The sequence below is a fragment of the Achromobacter agilis genome, from assembly GCF_900496965.1.
GTDB classification, from domain to species: domain Bacteria; phylum Pseudomonadota; class Gammaproteobacteria; order Burkholderiales; family Burkholderiaceae_B; genus Achromobacter; species Achromobacter agilis.
In genome coordinates, this window is record NZ_UFQB01000012.1 from 127,369 (window position 1) to 140,124 (window position 12,756).

A 12,756-nucleotide genomic window follows, 5' to 3' on the forward strand; every position below is an offset into this window, starting at 1 on the left:
TCGGATACACTGCGAACGACCCGCTCGCAGGGCCACATCGCGGCCTCTCTCCCGCAACACCCGCCCAAGCACGCAGCGGTCCCTCGGCCTCGAGCACACCAGGAGCCTGAAATGACGATCACTGCCGGCGGATGCCACTGCAACGCCACCCGGTTCGAACTGGCGCATGCCCCCGCGGAAGTGACCTCCTGCAATTGCAGCATCTGCGCGAAACGCGGCGCGCTCTGGGCCTATTACCAGCCGTCGGAAGTCACGTTCACCCGGCATGAGGCGGACAGCACCTATCAATGGGGCGCCAGGATGTGCACATTCCATTTCTGTCCTCAATGCGGCTGCTCCACCTATAACGAAACGCCGTCCTGGACCGAAAAAGGCCCCGACCCCGACCACCCGCTGATCGCCATCAACGCCCGCTTGATCGACGACTTCGATCCCGACGCGGTGCCGGTCCGGAAGGTGGACGGCAAGAACCAATGGTAGCCACCGTGACGCGTCGTCCCGGACTGCTGGCTTCTGCCGCCTTGACTCTGCTGCTTGCCGCCATAGCCCCTGCGCAGGCCGCGGGCATGAATTGCAGCCAGGCCCGCAGCGCCTCGGAAAAAGCCATTTGCGCCGACGCCGACCTCGTCCGCCTCGACGCCGACCTGGCCGCCGCCTACGCCGCGCTCGGCCGGGCGAAGCCCGATACCCGCGACGCCTTGCGGCAAAGCCAACGCGACTGGCTCGCGCGCCGCAACGCCTGCGCCGCCGATGCCGCCTGCCTGCGTTGGCAATACGAACTGCGTCTGGACGCCCTACAAGGGCAACTGCGCCGCGCGCAGGCCTACCGCCCCGACGGCACCGACCTGCAGGCCCTGGAAGACTTCCGCCGGGCCGTGGAAGCGGCCGCCAGCCAGGACGCCGCGTTTCCGCTGGAGACCGCACTCAAGGCCCTATCGGCCAGCGGCGGAACCACCAGTTTCTCCAATGTGCGCGACAAGGAAGACGACATCGAGGCCCATTTCCCGACTGCCCGCCCGACCGGCGTCAGCGAGGACGAATGGCGCGCCCTGCTCGCCTCCGACGTCGATAGCGGCGGCGAGAACGGCGTCGCTTCGTACACCTTGATAGACCTGGATGGAGACGGGTTGCGCGATCTGGCGATCGACTCCTACGTCGGCGGCACCGGCCTCTTCTCTGAAATCAGCACCCTGCGCAGGATCGGCGCCCGGTTCGGCGCGCCGTCCGGCCAATCCGCGGAAGCGAACCGCGCGGACGCGCCATCCGGCGCAACCCTCTATTCCCTCAACGATCGTGGCGCCAACCAGGCCGGAGAATGGATTCGGCTGCGCGGCCGCGTCTACGCCGCCTATCGCTCGAGCCGGTACGGCATGGACAGCGTATACCTGCTGCACCCGCTGGCCGAGGTCGGCGATGCGCCCACGCTCACCGTGCGCTACCGCTATGACTTGTCCGTGCCGCGCCAGCAGAAAAATGAAACGACCGGCGCGGTCCGGGCGCTAGACGAAGCCCTGCATGCGGCGTTGACCCGCGCGCTGGCACAGATCGACCCGGAACGGGTCGCGACGCCCGGCGAGCCCGCCAAACCGCTGTGCCCGATGCCGGCCAACACAAAAGAAGACGAACGCTCCCAGTACTACAGCTTCGGCCCCGGGCACTACGCCTACGAAACCGTGGCCGACGTTGCCGTGCAACTGCGCTCCGGTTGCGCCATCGCGAGGCTGGCCGACTGGTTCGGCGGCTACAGCGCCAAGGATGGCCTGTACGCGCAGCTGTGGGTCCGCGGCACGGCCGACGACGCGCGGACGGATACCTACAACGTGCACGGCGTACGCCGGGCGGTGCGCTACGGCACCGCTGTCGGCCCGGTTGCAACCGGCGACGACGCGCAAGGCGCCCAGTAACGCGAGCGGGGACGCGTGGCCGCGCTGGTCCAGAAACCAGAACCCTTTACAGCCTGGCTTCAATATTGATCTAACGCAAGCGGTCACCTCGGAGAATGCCGCCAGAAGCGCTACGCTGACGGTTCACCCGACACGCACTTCAGGAGACTGCCATGCCCGCCATGATGAAAGCTGCTGTATTTGTCGAACCCGGCCGTATCGACATCGTCGACAAGCCGATTCCGGACGTTGGTCCCAACGATGCCCTGATACGCATCACCACGACGACGATCTGCGGCACCGATATCCATATCCTCAAAGGCGAATATCCGGTGGCGCCCGGGCTGACTATCGGCCATGAGCCCGTTGGCATCATCGAAAAACTTGGCAGCGCGGTAACAGGCTACCAGGAGGGGCAGCGGGTCATCGCCGGGGCGATCTGCCCCAACTTCAACTCGTATGCCGCCCAGGACGGCGTCGCATCGCAAGACGGCAGCTACCTCGCGGCGATGGGGCTTTGCGGCTGCCATGGTTACCAGGCCACGGCCGGCTGGCGATTCGGCAACAAGATCGACGGCACCCAGGCGGAATACGTGCTCGTGCCAGACGCGCAGGCCAATTTGGCGCCGGTGCCCGACGGCCTGACGGACGAACAAGTGCTGATGTGCCCGGACATCATGTCCACGGGCTTCAAGGGCGCGGAAAACGCCAATATCCGCATCGGCGACGTCGTGGCGGTTTTCGCCCAGGGCCCGATCGGCCTGTGCGCCACGGCCGGAGCCCGGCTCCTGGGAGCCTCTACCATCATCGCCGTAGACGGAAACGCCCACCGGCTGGATGTTGCCCGGGCACTGGGCGCCGACGTCACGCTGAACTTCCGCGACTGCGATGCCGTGGACGAGATCCTGCGCCTTACCGGCGGGCGCGGCGTCGATTCGGCGATCGAGGCGCTGGGGCTGCAAAGCACCTTCGAGTCGGCCTTGCGCGTGCTCAAGCCCGGCGGCACCCTCTCCAGCCTGGGCGTCTATTCCGAAGACCTGAAGATCCCCGTGAGCGCGTTCGCGGCGGGCCTGGGCGACCACAAGATCAATACGGCGCTGTGCCCGGGCGGCAAGGAACGCATGCGCCGCCTGATGAACGTCATCCAGTCCGGCCGCGTGGATCTTGGCGTGATGGTCACCCACCAATACAAGCTCGACGACATCGTCGAGGCCTACGACCTGTTCGCCCATCAGCGCGACAACGTACTCAAGGTCGCCGTCAAGCCCGCCTGACGCGCCTGCGGCGCATCACGGACTTCTCGATCTCGGCGCCGGCGAACACCAGGAGTCCGGCGCCGAGCACGTCCAGCCACTCGCGCCAGCCCAGCGGCACCGAGCCGAATACGGCATGCATGAACGGCGTGTAGGTGTAGGCCAATTGCAGCGCAACGCAGGCGGCAATGGCGATCCACACGTATCGATTGCCGAACAGGCCCTCGCGGTTGAGCACCGAATCGTAGATGTGACGGCTGTTGATCAGGTAGAACATTTCCGCCGCGACCACGGCATTGACCGCCATGGTCCGTGCGCGCTCCACCGACATGCCATTGGAGAGCTCCCACAGGAACAGCCCCAGCGCGCCGGCCATCATCAACACCGACACCACCAGCACGCGCTGCACGAAAAGCCCTGATAGCAGCGGCTCGCCGGGCGGCCGCGGGCGATGCTGCATGATGCCGGGTTCCGCCGGCTCGAAGGCCAGCGCCAGCCCCAGCGTACTGGACGTCACCAGATTGATCCACAGCACCTGCGCGGGCGTAAGCGGCAGGGTGATCTGAAACAGGATGGCCGCGATCACCAGCAGCCCTTCGCCGCCGTTCGTGGGCAGCATGAACAGCACGAACTTCTTCAGGTTGTCGTAGACCGCGCGGCCTTCCCGCACCGCCGCGGCGATCGTCGCGAAATTGTCGTCCGCCAGCACCATGTCGGCCGCTTCCTTGGCCGCCTCGGTGCCTTTCAGGCCCATCGCCACGCCCACGTCGGCGCGCTTGAGCGCGGGCGCGTCGTTCACCCCGTCGCCCGTCATGGAAACCACCTGCCCCTGCGCCTGCATCGCCTGAACCAGCCGCAGCTTATGTTCGGGACTGGCGCGCGCGTAGATATCGACCCCCATCACCATCTCCCGCAGCGCCGCGTCGTCCATCAGCGCCACCTCGGCGCCCGTGACCGCCGGCTTGCCCACGCCGATATCCAGCTGGGCGCCGATCGCGCGCGCCGTCTCGGCGTGGTCGCCGGTGATCATCTTGACCTGGATCCCGGCCTGATGGCATTGGGCCACGGCCGCGATCGCCTCTGCGCGCGGCGGGTCCATCATGCCCACCAGCGCCAGCAGCATGAAGCCGCCCTCCACGTCATCAAAGTCCAGGGCGCCGCGCGCCGGGCCGGTGCGCTTGCAGGCCAGGCCCAGCACCCTCAACCCCTTGGCCGCCGTATCGGTGGCCATGCGCCGCCAGTAGTCCACGTCCAGCGCCTGGGGCATGGCGTCGCGGTCGGCCTGCGCGCCGCACATGTCCAGCACCCGCTCGGGCGCCCCCTTCACGAAAATCCATGGCGCGCCCGGCCCGGCCTCGTGGTAGGTCGCCATGAAGCGGTGCTCGGATTCGAACGGGATCGAATCCCGGCGCGGCCATTCCCGCTGGCCCGCCGCCTGCGTCAGGCCCGCCTTGCCTCCCAGAACCAGCAAAGCGCCTTCGGTGGGGTCGCCCTCGACGCGCCAGGCGCCGCCTTCCTCCCGTAGCACCGCGTCGTTGCAGAGCACGCCGGCGCGGATGGCCAGCTCCAGCGCGGGATGGTTGGCCGGATCGGCGGGACGGCCATCGATGCTGCACTGGCCCGACGGCTCATAGCCCACCCCGCTGACATCCACCACCGCGCTAGCGCACACCACACGCTGCACCGTCATCTCGTTGCGCGTGAGCGTGCCCGTCTTGTCGGAACAGATCACCGTCACCGAACCCAGCGCCTCCACCGCCGGCAGCCGCCGCACGACCGCCTGCCGCCGCGCCATGCGCTGCACGCCCAGCGCCAGCGTGACGGTCATGATGGCCGGCAGCCCCTCCGGAATCGCCGAAGCCGCCAACGCCACCACCATCATGAACATCTCCGCCGGCGGGTGGGCCAGCCACCACGTGCCCACGGCGAACAACAGCGCCGAAAGCCCCAGGATCACCACCGCCAGCACACGGCCAAAGTGATCCACCTGGCGCAGCAGCGGCGTGGTCATGCTGTCGATGCCCGACAGTAGCTGATTGATGCGGCCCAGCTCGGTATGCGTGCCGGTGGCCACCACGACGCCACGGGCCTGCCCATGCACCACGACGGTGCCCGAATACGCCATGCAATGGCGGTCGCCCAGCGGGGCATCCACGGCCACGGGCTCGGCCAGCTTCTCCACGGGCAATGATTCCCCCGTGAGCGCCGCCTCTTCGACGCGCAGTTCCTTGGCCTCGACCAGCCGCAGATCCGCGGGCACGCGGTCTCCGGAGGCCAGCAACATCTGATCGCCCGGCACCAGCCCGGACGCGTCGATATCGCTGCGCGCGCCGTCGCGCAGCACCATGGCGTGCGGCGAAAGCATGCCCCGGATCGCGTCCATGGCGCTTTCCGCCTTGCCTTCCTGGATGAAGCCGATAATGGCGTTTACGATCACCGCCGCCAGCAGCACGGCCGTATCGATCCAATGCCCCAGCAGGGCCGTAATGACGGCCGAGCCCATCATCACGTAGAGCAGGATATTGTGGAACTGGCGCAAGAAGCGCATCAACGTGCCCTGGCGCCGCGCCTCTACCAGACGGTTCGGCCCGTAGCGGGCCAGCCGGTCCCGGGCCTCGTCTTCCGTCAAGCCCGTTGGACGGGTCTGTAATGCTTCCTCCACGGCCGTCGCCGGCCGCGCATGCCAATCTTCTTGTTCTGAGAATGGGCGATCGGAGGAAGTCATCGATGGGATATGCCTTCGTAGCTTGGTGGGCTCATCGCGATAGGAACAGTCCATTCGAGTCTATCAGCATAAGGGCTCTCAGGCTGTTCCCCGCCTTGCCGCCGCAGGCGGAATGTCATATGGCGTACGCACCTGGCGGCCGCCCCTGCCGTGCGCCGGCTCCGAGGCGGGGGCCCGACGCGCCCGATACCGTCAGGAATAGTGATGGACCGTCGTTCCGGGGAAAGTCCATACCGCGCCCTCCTTATGCTCCTTCAGCAACTCCCCATAGCACTCGACATCCTTGAACGTGATATTGCGGCCGTCCAGTTCAAAGTGCACCTCACGCTCCTCCAGCAACATGCGAGTCCGTGAAATGCTGGGCGGATCGTTCATGTAGGCGACAAACGCGTCCACGGTGATTGGGCCGTCCAGGCGCGCATCGTGGACGAAGGTGCGCCGCCGGGACGTCAGAGGCCGCATGGAGAGCTTTTTGCGGGCAAAGAAGGCATAGAACATGTTCTCGTCAATGACGTAAAAGTCCTCGCTTATTCTCACCCGCCCCAGTTTTGCGGACGTCAAGATCACCCTCACCACCCTGGACGGCACCCATGCCGGCGCAAGCCCAAGCCGGTCCCGGACGTGGGCCAAATTGCTCTCGAAGTAGTCGCACGTCTTCCGATGTTGTTGGGCGGCATCCCGGACAAGCTCAGCCTCCAGTTCCACGTAGCTGCGGAAATCGCTGGTCTGGAACCGGCCCTTGCACTCGCACAGGAACAAGACGTCCTCTTCCAGCACGAAGGCCACATCGCAGTCCCGGTTCTTATGCTTGACCTTTCTCGCGACGATGCCCGCATCCGTCAATACCCGGCGAGTCAGTTTCTCGAAGCCCGGCCCGATGAACTGCAGCTCATGGTTTGGCTCGTCCCGCTTGCTTCTTATGCTTTTCAGGAGAGACTCCAGGGAAAAAGCCGGCTCGATCAGCATGGCCGCCGTAGGAACCAGGACCAGCTCATCATTGAAGGGAATCAATGGCGCATCAAGAATGTCCTTCGAAGACGCATTGAAGGTGAAGCGGCACAGAATCTGCTCGGCAGATTTCACCGGAATTCCCGCCGCGGCAAACTCGGCCAGGAAAAAATCGGCGTTCTTATGCAACAGCAACGTCGCCGGCTGCCCAATCAAGGGATGCGATTCAATGTGCTTCTTCGCAATCTCCTTGACTACCGTATAGGCGCGAATCCATTCGCACAACCTGGCTCCACGGACTTCCTCCCGCAGGTCTTCCGAGTAGAACTGTTGAGCCGTCATGTATGCGGACTTCACCTCGTCGTTCGACCTGAACCCATCGATAGGTAATTTCCGGGTTGAGCCGCTGACCGCCGGATGGGTCATCGGATTAAAGGACTCTCCTTGCCTAACCCCGCGAAGCCGGCTAAGCGACACTCTGAACGCGGACAGCAATTCAGACCTGCTGGCATCGAAGACCGCAACGTTCTCATGCCGCGTCCCCTTCGCATGCCCGTGTTCCCAGATTGACCGTCGTTCGTGGAAAATCGCCCATTCGCCACTCAGGGGAAGATGCAGGCATGCCGCGTCGAATTTCGCACTTTCATAGTGCGCGCCCATCTTCTCCCCCGCTTCCAGGAACGACCGCAGCGTGAGGGAGAAGTAAGACATGGCGTAGTCCACCGAGGCGCCGAAGTCCAACGGGTTCTTGTAATGACCCTCGTCCAGGAATTTCACCTCGATGGCGGTATTGAAATGCTCGTAAGTCGGCAACCCACAGGTGGATCTGAGCTGTTGCTCGTGCACCAGCATCGTGTGATAGAGCTCATCGGACCGGGAATCGAATCTTGCGCCGATGGCGGCGATACGGTCGGTAAATGAACGATCCAGCGCCACAAAAATATCGGCATCTGCCAGGAGTTCTTGCACGTTCCGAACGTCGCCTTGCTTCCGAAGAAGGCCTGTTATGTCCCGATCGACATAGAGGCGGTGCAGTTTGACCTCCCGCAAGACTGCCGCCAACTCCTCCGCTGGCGCGGATGGCAGTTCCAAGGCCGCCATCACCCTCTTCTTGATCTTCTCCCGCTTCTTTTCCATTTTTCTTTCCCGCCCGCCAGTATTTCAAAGCGCCAGCATGGGCATCTGCGGAGTTGAAGCTATCCCTGGGCGACGAAACGTCGATGCTTGGAGCGCATCGCCTTCTCCCGCTTACGGTGTCATCCAACTTTCCTGCCTGACTGCATTTTCCCCTAAAAATCCGGATCGGCCGCGGGTCCGTTTGCGCGCGGACAAACTCCCGCCGCTAAAATTCCAGCCCGGCGGGTCTTCGAGCCGGAAATATCAAATACGGCCAGCCACAACCCGAAGTATCCTCACCAGAAGAATAATGTCCCACCTTCCCGCCAGACCCGCCTCATACATCGCCGGCGCGATCCTGCTGCTGACGGCCGCCTGCGCGTCCGCCCAGGAAACCCAAAGCAAGGCTGCCTCCGCGGGCCAGTTCCACGCACTGGCCGACTTCTGCGGCGTGCCCTCGCCCGAGATGATGGCCCTCTTCAAGGAACGGCAGAAAGCCGCCGCCGTCCAATCCGGCATCGCCCCCGGCGCCTTCGATGCCGCCTACGCGTGGTCATACGGCAAAGCCCGAGCCGCCCTGGCGGAGTACGACGAGGAAGAAAAGGCGGAGACCTGCCGGCCGCTCAAGGCGATGGCCGGACAGGATTGAAGCGGAATCGGCGTGGGCGAACAACGATGCCATGCCGTTGAAAGCCCTTGGGAATCAGTCGAACAGGCAGGACTGCCCACCACGCGCCACGTGTCGCGACAAACTCACAATCTGATCCTCCGTTACCCGGTGCAACGACAAGGCGGGCAAGCCGTCCACCGGAAAAAAACCGCAAGCCAGCGTTTCGTCGGTTTCCGGCCGGATCTCGCCGCCCGTCACGATGCAATGGAAAAAGCATTTGTAGGCATGCGGAATCTGGGGCGGATGGCCATGCTTGAGCTTGTCGAACAAGGCGACCAGACGCACCGCCTCGACTTGCAGGCCGGTTTCCTCCTCGACCTCCCTCACCGCCGAGGCCGATGGGGATTCGCCCATATCGCACCAGCCCCCGGGCAACGTCCACAACTCATCGCTTTTCTCCTGCACCAGAAGCACGCAGCCCTGAGCGTCGTACACCAGGGCCCGCACATCCAGCTTGGGCGTCGCATAGTGCTCGTCATAGGCGATCCACTTGCCCAGCTTCTCGACCTCGACTCCCTCTAGCCTGCCCAGCAAGGCGGCGGCCGAGGCGCGAAGCCGGTGAAATCGCGCAATGTCGAAGGCATCAGTCGAGTAGGTCAGGCCGATCTGGGCCACGCCCAGCGTTTCCTCGATGAAATTCAGGATATCGGTAGTGACGGAGGCAGACATGGCAATCCCGGATCCAGTGTTGGACGAGCCTCACGCCCGCCCCTTGGGGCGCAGGCGGCTGGCGATGGCCGCCGCGATCAATCCGCCGATCACCGTAGCATGCTCCAGCGCCCAGAACATCGCGAGCTTGGCCTGGGGCTCCGGCATCGCCCAGAAGCGATGCACCACCACGATGGTCAGCAACAGGAACACCGACAGGGCTCCCGCGCCCAGCCATAGCACGCGATCCAGCAGCAGCAGGACCGAGCCGCCGATCAGCACCAGCGCCGTCGCGATGTTGAACAGCCAGTCCGGCTCCAGCCCGGCGGCGCGCATTTCGGCAAGCCCGCCCTGGAAATCGATCAGCTTCGCCAAGCCCGAGGAAAGAAATACCACTGCCAGCAGGATACGGGCCAGGATCCACAGCCAGCGGCTGTCCAGCGCCTTATTTACGAAGTCTTGCATGGGTCTCCACGATTGAAAAATCGGCCAGCGGCTATGCCACGCGGCCGGCAGGGTTACGGGGAAACAGGCAATCCCGAGGGCTTGCCCGCATCGGCCTGCCGGACTATAAAAGCTCAAGTTAAGTTGAGGTCAAACACATGAATGGGAAGAGACCGATGGATTTCTCGCGCATGCTCACGGTGGGCGAAGTCGCGCACCGGGCCGGCGTGGCGGTTTCCACCATCCATTTCTACGAATCCAGGGGATTGATCGCCAGCACGCGCAATGCGGGCAACCAGCGCCGCTTCCCCTCCGCGGTGCTGCGCTACATCGCCGTCATCAAGGTGGCCCAGCGAACGGGGATTCCGCTGGAGGAAATCAAGGAAACGCTGTGCCGCTACCCGCCCGGCAGCAAGCTCAGCGCCGCGCAATGGCACGAGCTTTCATCGAATTGGCGGAAACGCCTGAACGAGCGCATCACGAAACTCGAACGGCTGCGCGACGAGCTGGACCGCTGCATCGGTTGCGGCTGCCTGTCGCTGGAAGATTGCCCCTTGCGCAACCCGCTGGACGTATTGGGAGAAAGCGGTTCGGGTCCGCATCTATTGGAGCGGCCGTGAATGCATCATCGTGCGATAGATGCGGGGTTCATGACGGGGCAGACCTTGCACGTCGATGGGGCGCAGCGAAATCGCGACAATCGTAATGGCCCGCGGGTATTTGAGGCCGATGGCAATGTACCGGGATCGTGCCTCGAACACATCGCGCCGCTAGTCCTGGGTCAACGCCCACCAGCCCGCTTTTTTTGAATCGGCATCAACGCGGCACATTCCTCCGACAAAGGAGAAGTGCCGAGGCGGGTATGGCTTCGTATTGCGGTCAGGTCCCTGATGCTTGCGAAACCGATCAGGTAAGCCTCGGCCCGGCGGCGGTTTGACCGAAGAGGAGCTTTTTGCCCTCTTCCGTCACCGCAGGGCGTGACGCGAAAGGTTCGCCACGCGCGTAGGCGCCGATCGTCGCGGGGCGATTGCGGATCGCATCGAACCACCGTCGAAGGTGCGGAAAATCGTCGAGTTCCTGCTGCTGACGCTTCCACGGCACCACCCACGGGTAGGTCGCCATGTCCGCGATCGAATACGCCTCGCCGGCGAGGTATTCATGCGTGGCCAGACGCCGGTCGAGCACACCGTAGAGACGGTTGGTCTCGTTGACGTAGCGCGTGATGGCGTAGGGAATTTTCTCCGGCGCATAGATGCCAAAGTGATGGTTCTGGCCGGCCATGGGGCCAAGTCCACCGACCTGCCAGAACAACCACTCCAGCACCGCCTTCCGTCCGCGCAGGTCGCTCGGCATGAAGAGGCCCGTCTTCTCCGCGAGATAGAGCAGGATGGCACCCGACTCGAAGACGGTCACGGGTGTTCCGCCGTCGACCGGCTCCGTGTCGATGATCGCCGGCATCCGGTTGTTCGGCGAGAACGCGAGGAACTCCGGCTTGAACTGGTCGCCCGCGCTTATGTCGACAGGATGAATGCCGTACTTGAGACCGGCCTCCTCCAGGAACATCGTGACTTTGTGGCCGTTGGGCGTAGGCCAATAGTAGAGATCGATCATTTGAGATTCCCTTGTTGAGATGGGCCGGCGCCATCGAGCAGCGCTAATGCGGGCCGCACAACCCCACGCAGCAGTTCCGGTTCTGGCCGCGAGCGCGCGAGAACGCGCAATCCCATCAGCAGACCGAGCAACATCCGGGCAAGATCGTCTGCGGGCAGTGCAGCGCTGATCGCGCCACTGCCCTGACCCGCCTCGACGCAGCGATGGAAGAAGGCCTCCATGTCGCGCAGGACATTGGCCAGCGCCGCCTGAAACTCCGCGTCGTGGGGCGCCAGCTCAAGTGCCGAATTGACGATCATGCAGCCCTTGCGCTGGTCGTCGGCCAACGACAATTCGATGATCTCGTCGAAGAACGCCTCGATGGCCGCCCGAGGTGCCAGTTCGGACTCGAAGCGCCGGACCCGATTGCAAAAGCCTCGCTCGACATAGTGTTCAAGTGCCTGCCGGTACAGCTTGCGCTTGTCGCCGAACGTGTTGTACAGACTGGGGCCGGCGATACCCATCGCGTCGGCTAGGTCACGCACCGAGGTGGCCTCATAACCGCGTGACCAGAAACACTGGATCGCGGCATCTAGCGCTGCGGCTTCGTCAAACTCTTTGGGGCGCGCCATGGTCGTACCTGAATTGCTTCAATATGGAAGGAAGTGCCTGACGTTGAGCCATCAGAGCGCGCTGTGATCCTTAACCGCTGCCTCCAAGGCGCTCTTGAGCCCCTGAAATCTCGCGTCGACCGCTGCTGGATCGTTGCGGTTGAGCGCAATCATCTGGGCTCGCGCCTCGCCACCACGAATGACCTCGAAGGCGTTCGTCGCTATCCCTTCGACAATGGCGTCAGCCACTGCTGAAGCAGACTCGCGCGAAAAACCCAGTTCGGGGCCTGCCCGGTTGGACTTCATCATCGGCGTGTCCGTCCCCCCGGGATAAGCCGTCATGACATGAATGCCTTCGCCTTTGAGTTCGCGCCTGAGAGCTTCGCCGAAGTGAGCCAGGCCCGCCTTCACCGCGGCATAGGTTGCATAGAATGGCGCACCGATCAAGGCAATGCCGGAAGCGATGTTCACCACCATGGCGTCGCCACTGGATCGCAAGGCGGGCATCGCCGCGCGGGTCAGCAGGATCGGCGCGAGCAAGTCGACGACTACCATCTGTTCGATGTCGGCTTCCGTGGTGTTCTCCAGCCGGCCAGCCCGCACACCGCCGGCGTTGTTGACGAGAATGTCGAGTCCACCCAGCGCCTGCATTGCTTGGTCCAGCGTGGCCGCGCGTCCCTCGGAGGTTGCCACGTCGGCACAAACGCCCGTCACGGAGTCGAAGCTGCACAGCGCATCGTCAAGGACGGTTCTTCGCCTCCCGGTGATGACCACGCTGGCACCTCGCGCCGCGAGCGCCTGTGCAAGCGCGAGCCCGATCCCGCTGGATCCGCCAGTGACGAGGACCCGTTTGTCCCTAAGTTCCATT

Annotated in this window: 12 protein-coding genes; 5 read left to right on the plus strand and 7 right to left on the minus strand. The window is 64.0% G+C overall.

The features are described 5' to 3' along the window. The first annotated feature begins 111 nt into the window (after positions 1 to 111). From AGI3411_RS15825 to AGI3411_RS15835, 3 genes are all read left to right on the plus strand, one after another. Positions 112 to 480: a GFA family protein gene (locus AGI3411_RS15825; RefSeq protein WP_129528324.1), complete on the plus strand. Its 369-nt coding sequence runs from the start codon at positions 112 to 114 to the stop codon at positions 478 to 480. Continuing rightward, the gene (locus tag AGI3411_RS15830; RefSeq protein ID WP_129528325.1) at positions 474 to 1,904 is read left to right on the plus strand and encodes a lysozyme inhibitor LprI family protein; all 1,431 of its coding nucleotides are present in this window, start codon (positions 474 to 476) and stop codon (positions 1,902 to 1,904) included. The genes AGI3411_RS15825 and AGI3411_RS15830 overlap by 7 nt, the downstream gene beginning before the upstream one ends. Before the next feature lie 152 nt (positions 1,905 to 2,056). After that, positions 2,057 to 3,157 (plus strand): NAD(P)-dependent alcohol dehydrogenase, encoded by a 1,101-nt coding sequence (locus AGI3411_RS15835; RefSeq protein WP_129528326.1) that lies wholly within the window; start codon positions 2,057 to 2,059, stop codon positions 3,155 to 3,157. Here the strand turns inward: AGI3411_RS15835 and AGI3411_RS15840 are convergent. Both AGI3411_RS15840 and AGI3411_RS15845 read right to left on the minus strand, forming a co-directional pair. Beyond that, positions 3,144 to 5,861 (minus strand): cation-transporting P-type ATPase, encoded by a 2,718-nt coding sequence (locus AGI3411_RS15840; protein ID WP_129528327.1) that lies wholly within the window; start codon positions 5,859 to 5,861, stop codon positions 3,144 to 3,146. The genes AGI3411_RS15835 and AGI3411_RS15840 overlap by 14 nt on opposite strands. A 192-nt stretch (positions 5,862 to 6,053) precedes the next feature. Next, positions 6,054 to 7,946 (minus strand): hypothetical protein, encoded by a 1,893-nt coding sequence (locus AGI3411_RS15845; RefSeq protein ID WP_129528328.1) that lies wholly within the window; start codon positions 7,944 to 7,946, stop codon positions 6,054 to 6,056. Between the two features lie 289 nt (positions 7,947 to 8,235). Here AGI3411_RS15845 and AGI3411_RS15850 point away from each other — a divergent pair, with 289 nt between their 5' ends. Next, on the plus strand, positions 8,236 to 8,574 hold the full coding sequence (locus AGI3411_RS15850) for a hypothetical protein (protein WP_129528329.1): 339 nt from the start codon (positions 8,236 to 8,238) through the stop codon (positions 8,572 to 8,574). 54 nt (positions 8,575 to 8,628) lie between these two features. Here the strand turns inward: AGI3411_RS15850 and AGI3411_RS15855 are convergent, their stop codons facing one another. Both AGI3411_RS15855 and AGI3411_RS15860 read right to left on the minus strand, forming a co-directional pair. Then, complete coding sequence (locus tag AGI3411_RS15855; protein ID WP_129528330.1) at positions 8,629 to 9,264, minus strand: NUDIX hydrolase N-terminal domain-containing protein; 636 nt, start codon at positions 9,262 to 9,264, stop codon at positions 8,629 to 8,631. Positions 9,265 to 9,294: 30 nt separating this feature from the next. Further along, positions 9,295 to 9,708, minus strand: coding sequence for a DoxX family protein (locus tag AGI3411_RS15860; protein WP_129528331.1), 414 nt, complete (start codon positions 9,706 to 9,708; stop codon positions 9,295 to 9,297). 137 nt (positions 9,709 to 9,845) lie between these two features. Here AGI3411_RS15860 and soxR point away from each other — a divergent pair, with 137 nt between their 5' ends. Further along, positions 9,846 to 10,307 (plus strand): redox-sensitive transcriptional activator SoxR, encoded by a 462-nt coding sequence (gene soxR / locus AGI3411_RS15865; RefSeq protein ID WP_129528332.1) that lies wholly within the window; start codon positions 9,846 to 9,848, stop codon positions 10,305 to 10,307. A 286-nt stretch (positions 10,308 to 10,593) separates the two neighbouring features. Here soxR and AGI3411_RS15870 read toward each other — a convergent pair whose 3' ends face one another. The 3 genes from AGI3411_RS15870 to AGI3411_RS15880 are packed head-to-tail and all read right to left on the minus strand — an operon-like array spanning position 10,594 to position 12,755. Next, a complete protein-coding gene (locus AGI3411_RS15870; RefSeq protein WP_129528333.1) occupies positions 10,594 to 11,298 on the minus strand; it encodes a glutathione binding-like protein in 705 nt (234 codons plus the stop codon). After that, complete coding sequence (locus AGI3411_RS15875) at positions 11,295 to 11,909, minus strand: TetR/AcrR family transcriptional regulator (RefSeq protein ID WP_129528334.1); 615 nt, start codon at positions 11,907 to 11,909, stop codon at positions 11,295 to 11,297. The genes AGI3411_RS15870 and AGI3411_RS15875 overlap by 4 nt, the downstream gene beginning before the upstream one ends. A 51-nt stretch (positions 11,910 to 11,960) precedes the next feature. Beyond that, complete coding sequence (locus AGI3411_RS15880) at positions 11,961 to 12,755, minus strand: SDR family NAD(P)-dependent oxidoreductase (protein WP_129528335.1); 795 nt, start codon at positions 12,753 to 12,755, stop codon at positions 11,961 to 11,963. Position 12,756 lies beyond the last annotated feature (1 nt).

What these genes read in the sequence shown, in the direction of transcription:
- soxR (WP_129528332.1), top strand. Translation starts at nt 9,846, where the DNA reads ATGAATGGGAAGAGACCGATGGATTTCTCGCGCATGCTCACGGTGGGC.
- AGI3411_RS15840 (WP_129528327.1), bottom strand. Translation starts at nt 5,861, where the DNA reads ATGACTTCCTCCGATCGCCCATTCTCAGAACAAGAAGATTGGCATGCG.
- AGI3411_RS15855 (WP_129528330.1), bottom strand. Translation starts at nt 9,264, where the DNA reads ATGTCTGCCTCCGTCACTACCGATATCCTGAATTTCATCGAGGAAACG.
- AGI3411_RS15825 (WP_129528324.1), top strand. Translation starts at nt 112, where the DNA reads ATGACGATCACTGCCGGCGGATGCCACTGCAACGCCACCCGGTTCGAA.
- AGI3411_RS15880 (WP_129528335.1), bottom strand. Translation starts at nt 12,755, where the DNA reads ATGGAACTTAGGGACAAACGGGTCCTCGTCACTGGCGGATCCAGCGGG.
- AGI3411_RS15830 (WP_129528325.1), top strand. Translation starts at nt 474, where the DNA reads ATGGTAGCCACCGTGACGCGTCGTCCCGGACTGCTGGCTTCTGCCGCC.
- AGI3411_RS15860 (WP_129528331.1), bottom strand. Translation starts at nt 9,708, where the DNA reads ATGCAAGACTTCGTAAATAAGGCGCTGGACAGCCGCTGGCTGTGGATC.
- AGI3411_RS15850 (WP_129528329.1), top strand. Translation starts at nt 8,236, where the DNA reads ATGTCCCACCTTCCCGCCAGACCCGCCTCATACATCGCCGGCGCGATC.
- AGI3411_RS15835 (WP_129528326.1), top strand. Translation starts at nt 2,057, where the DNA reads ATGCCCGCCATGATGAAAGCTGCTGTATTTGTCGAACCCGGCCGTATC.
- AGI3411_RS15845 (WP_129528328.1), bottom strand. Translation starts at nt 7,946, where the DNA reads ATGGAAAAGAAGCGGGAGAAGATCAAGAAGAGGGTGATGGCGGCCTTG.
- AGI3411_RS15870 (WP_129528333.1), bottom strand. Translation starts at nt 11,298, where the DNA reads ATGATCGATCTCTACTATTGGCCTACGCCCAACGGCCACAAAGTCACG.
- AGI3411_RS15875 (WP_129528334.1), bottom strand. Translation starts at nt 11,909, where the DNA reads ATGGCGCGCCCCAAAGAGTTTGACGAAGCCGCAGCGCTAGATGCCGCG.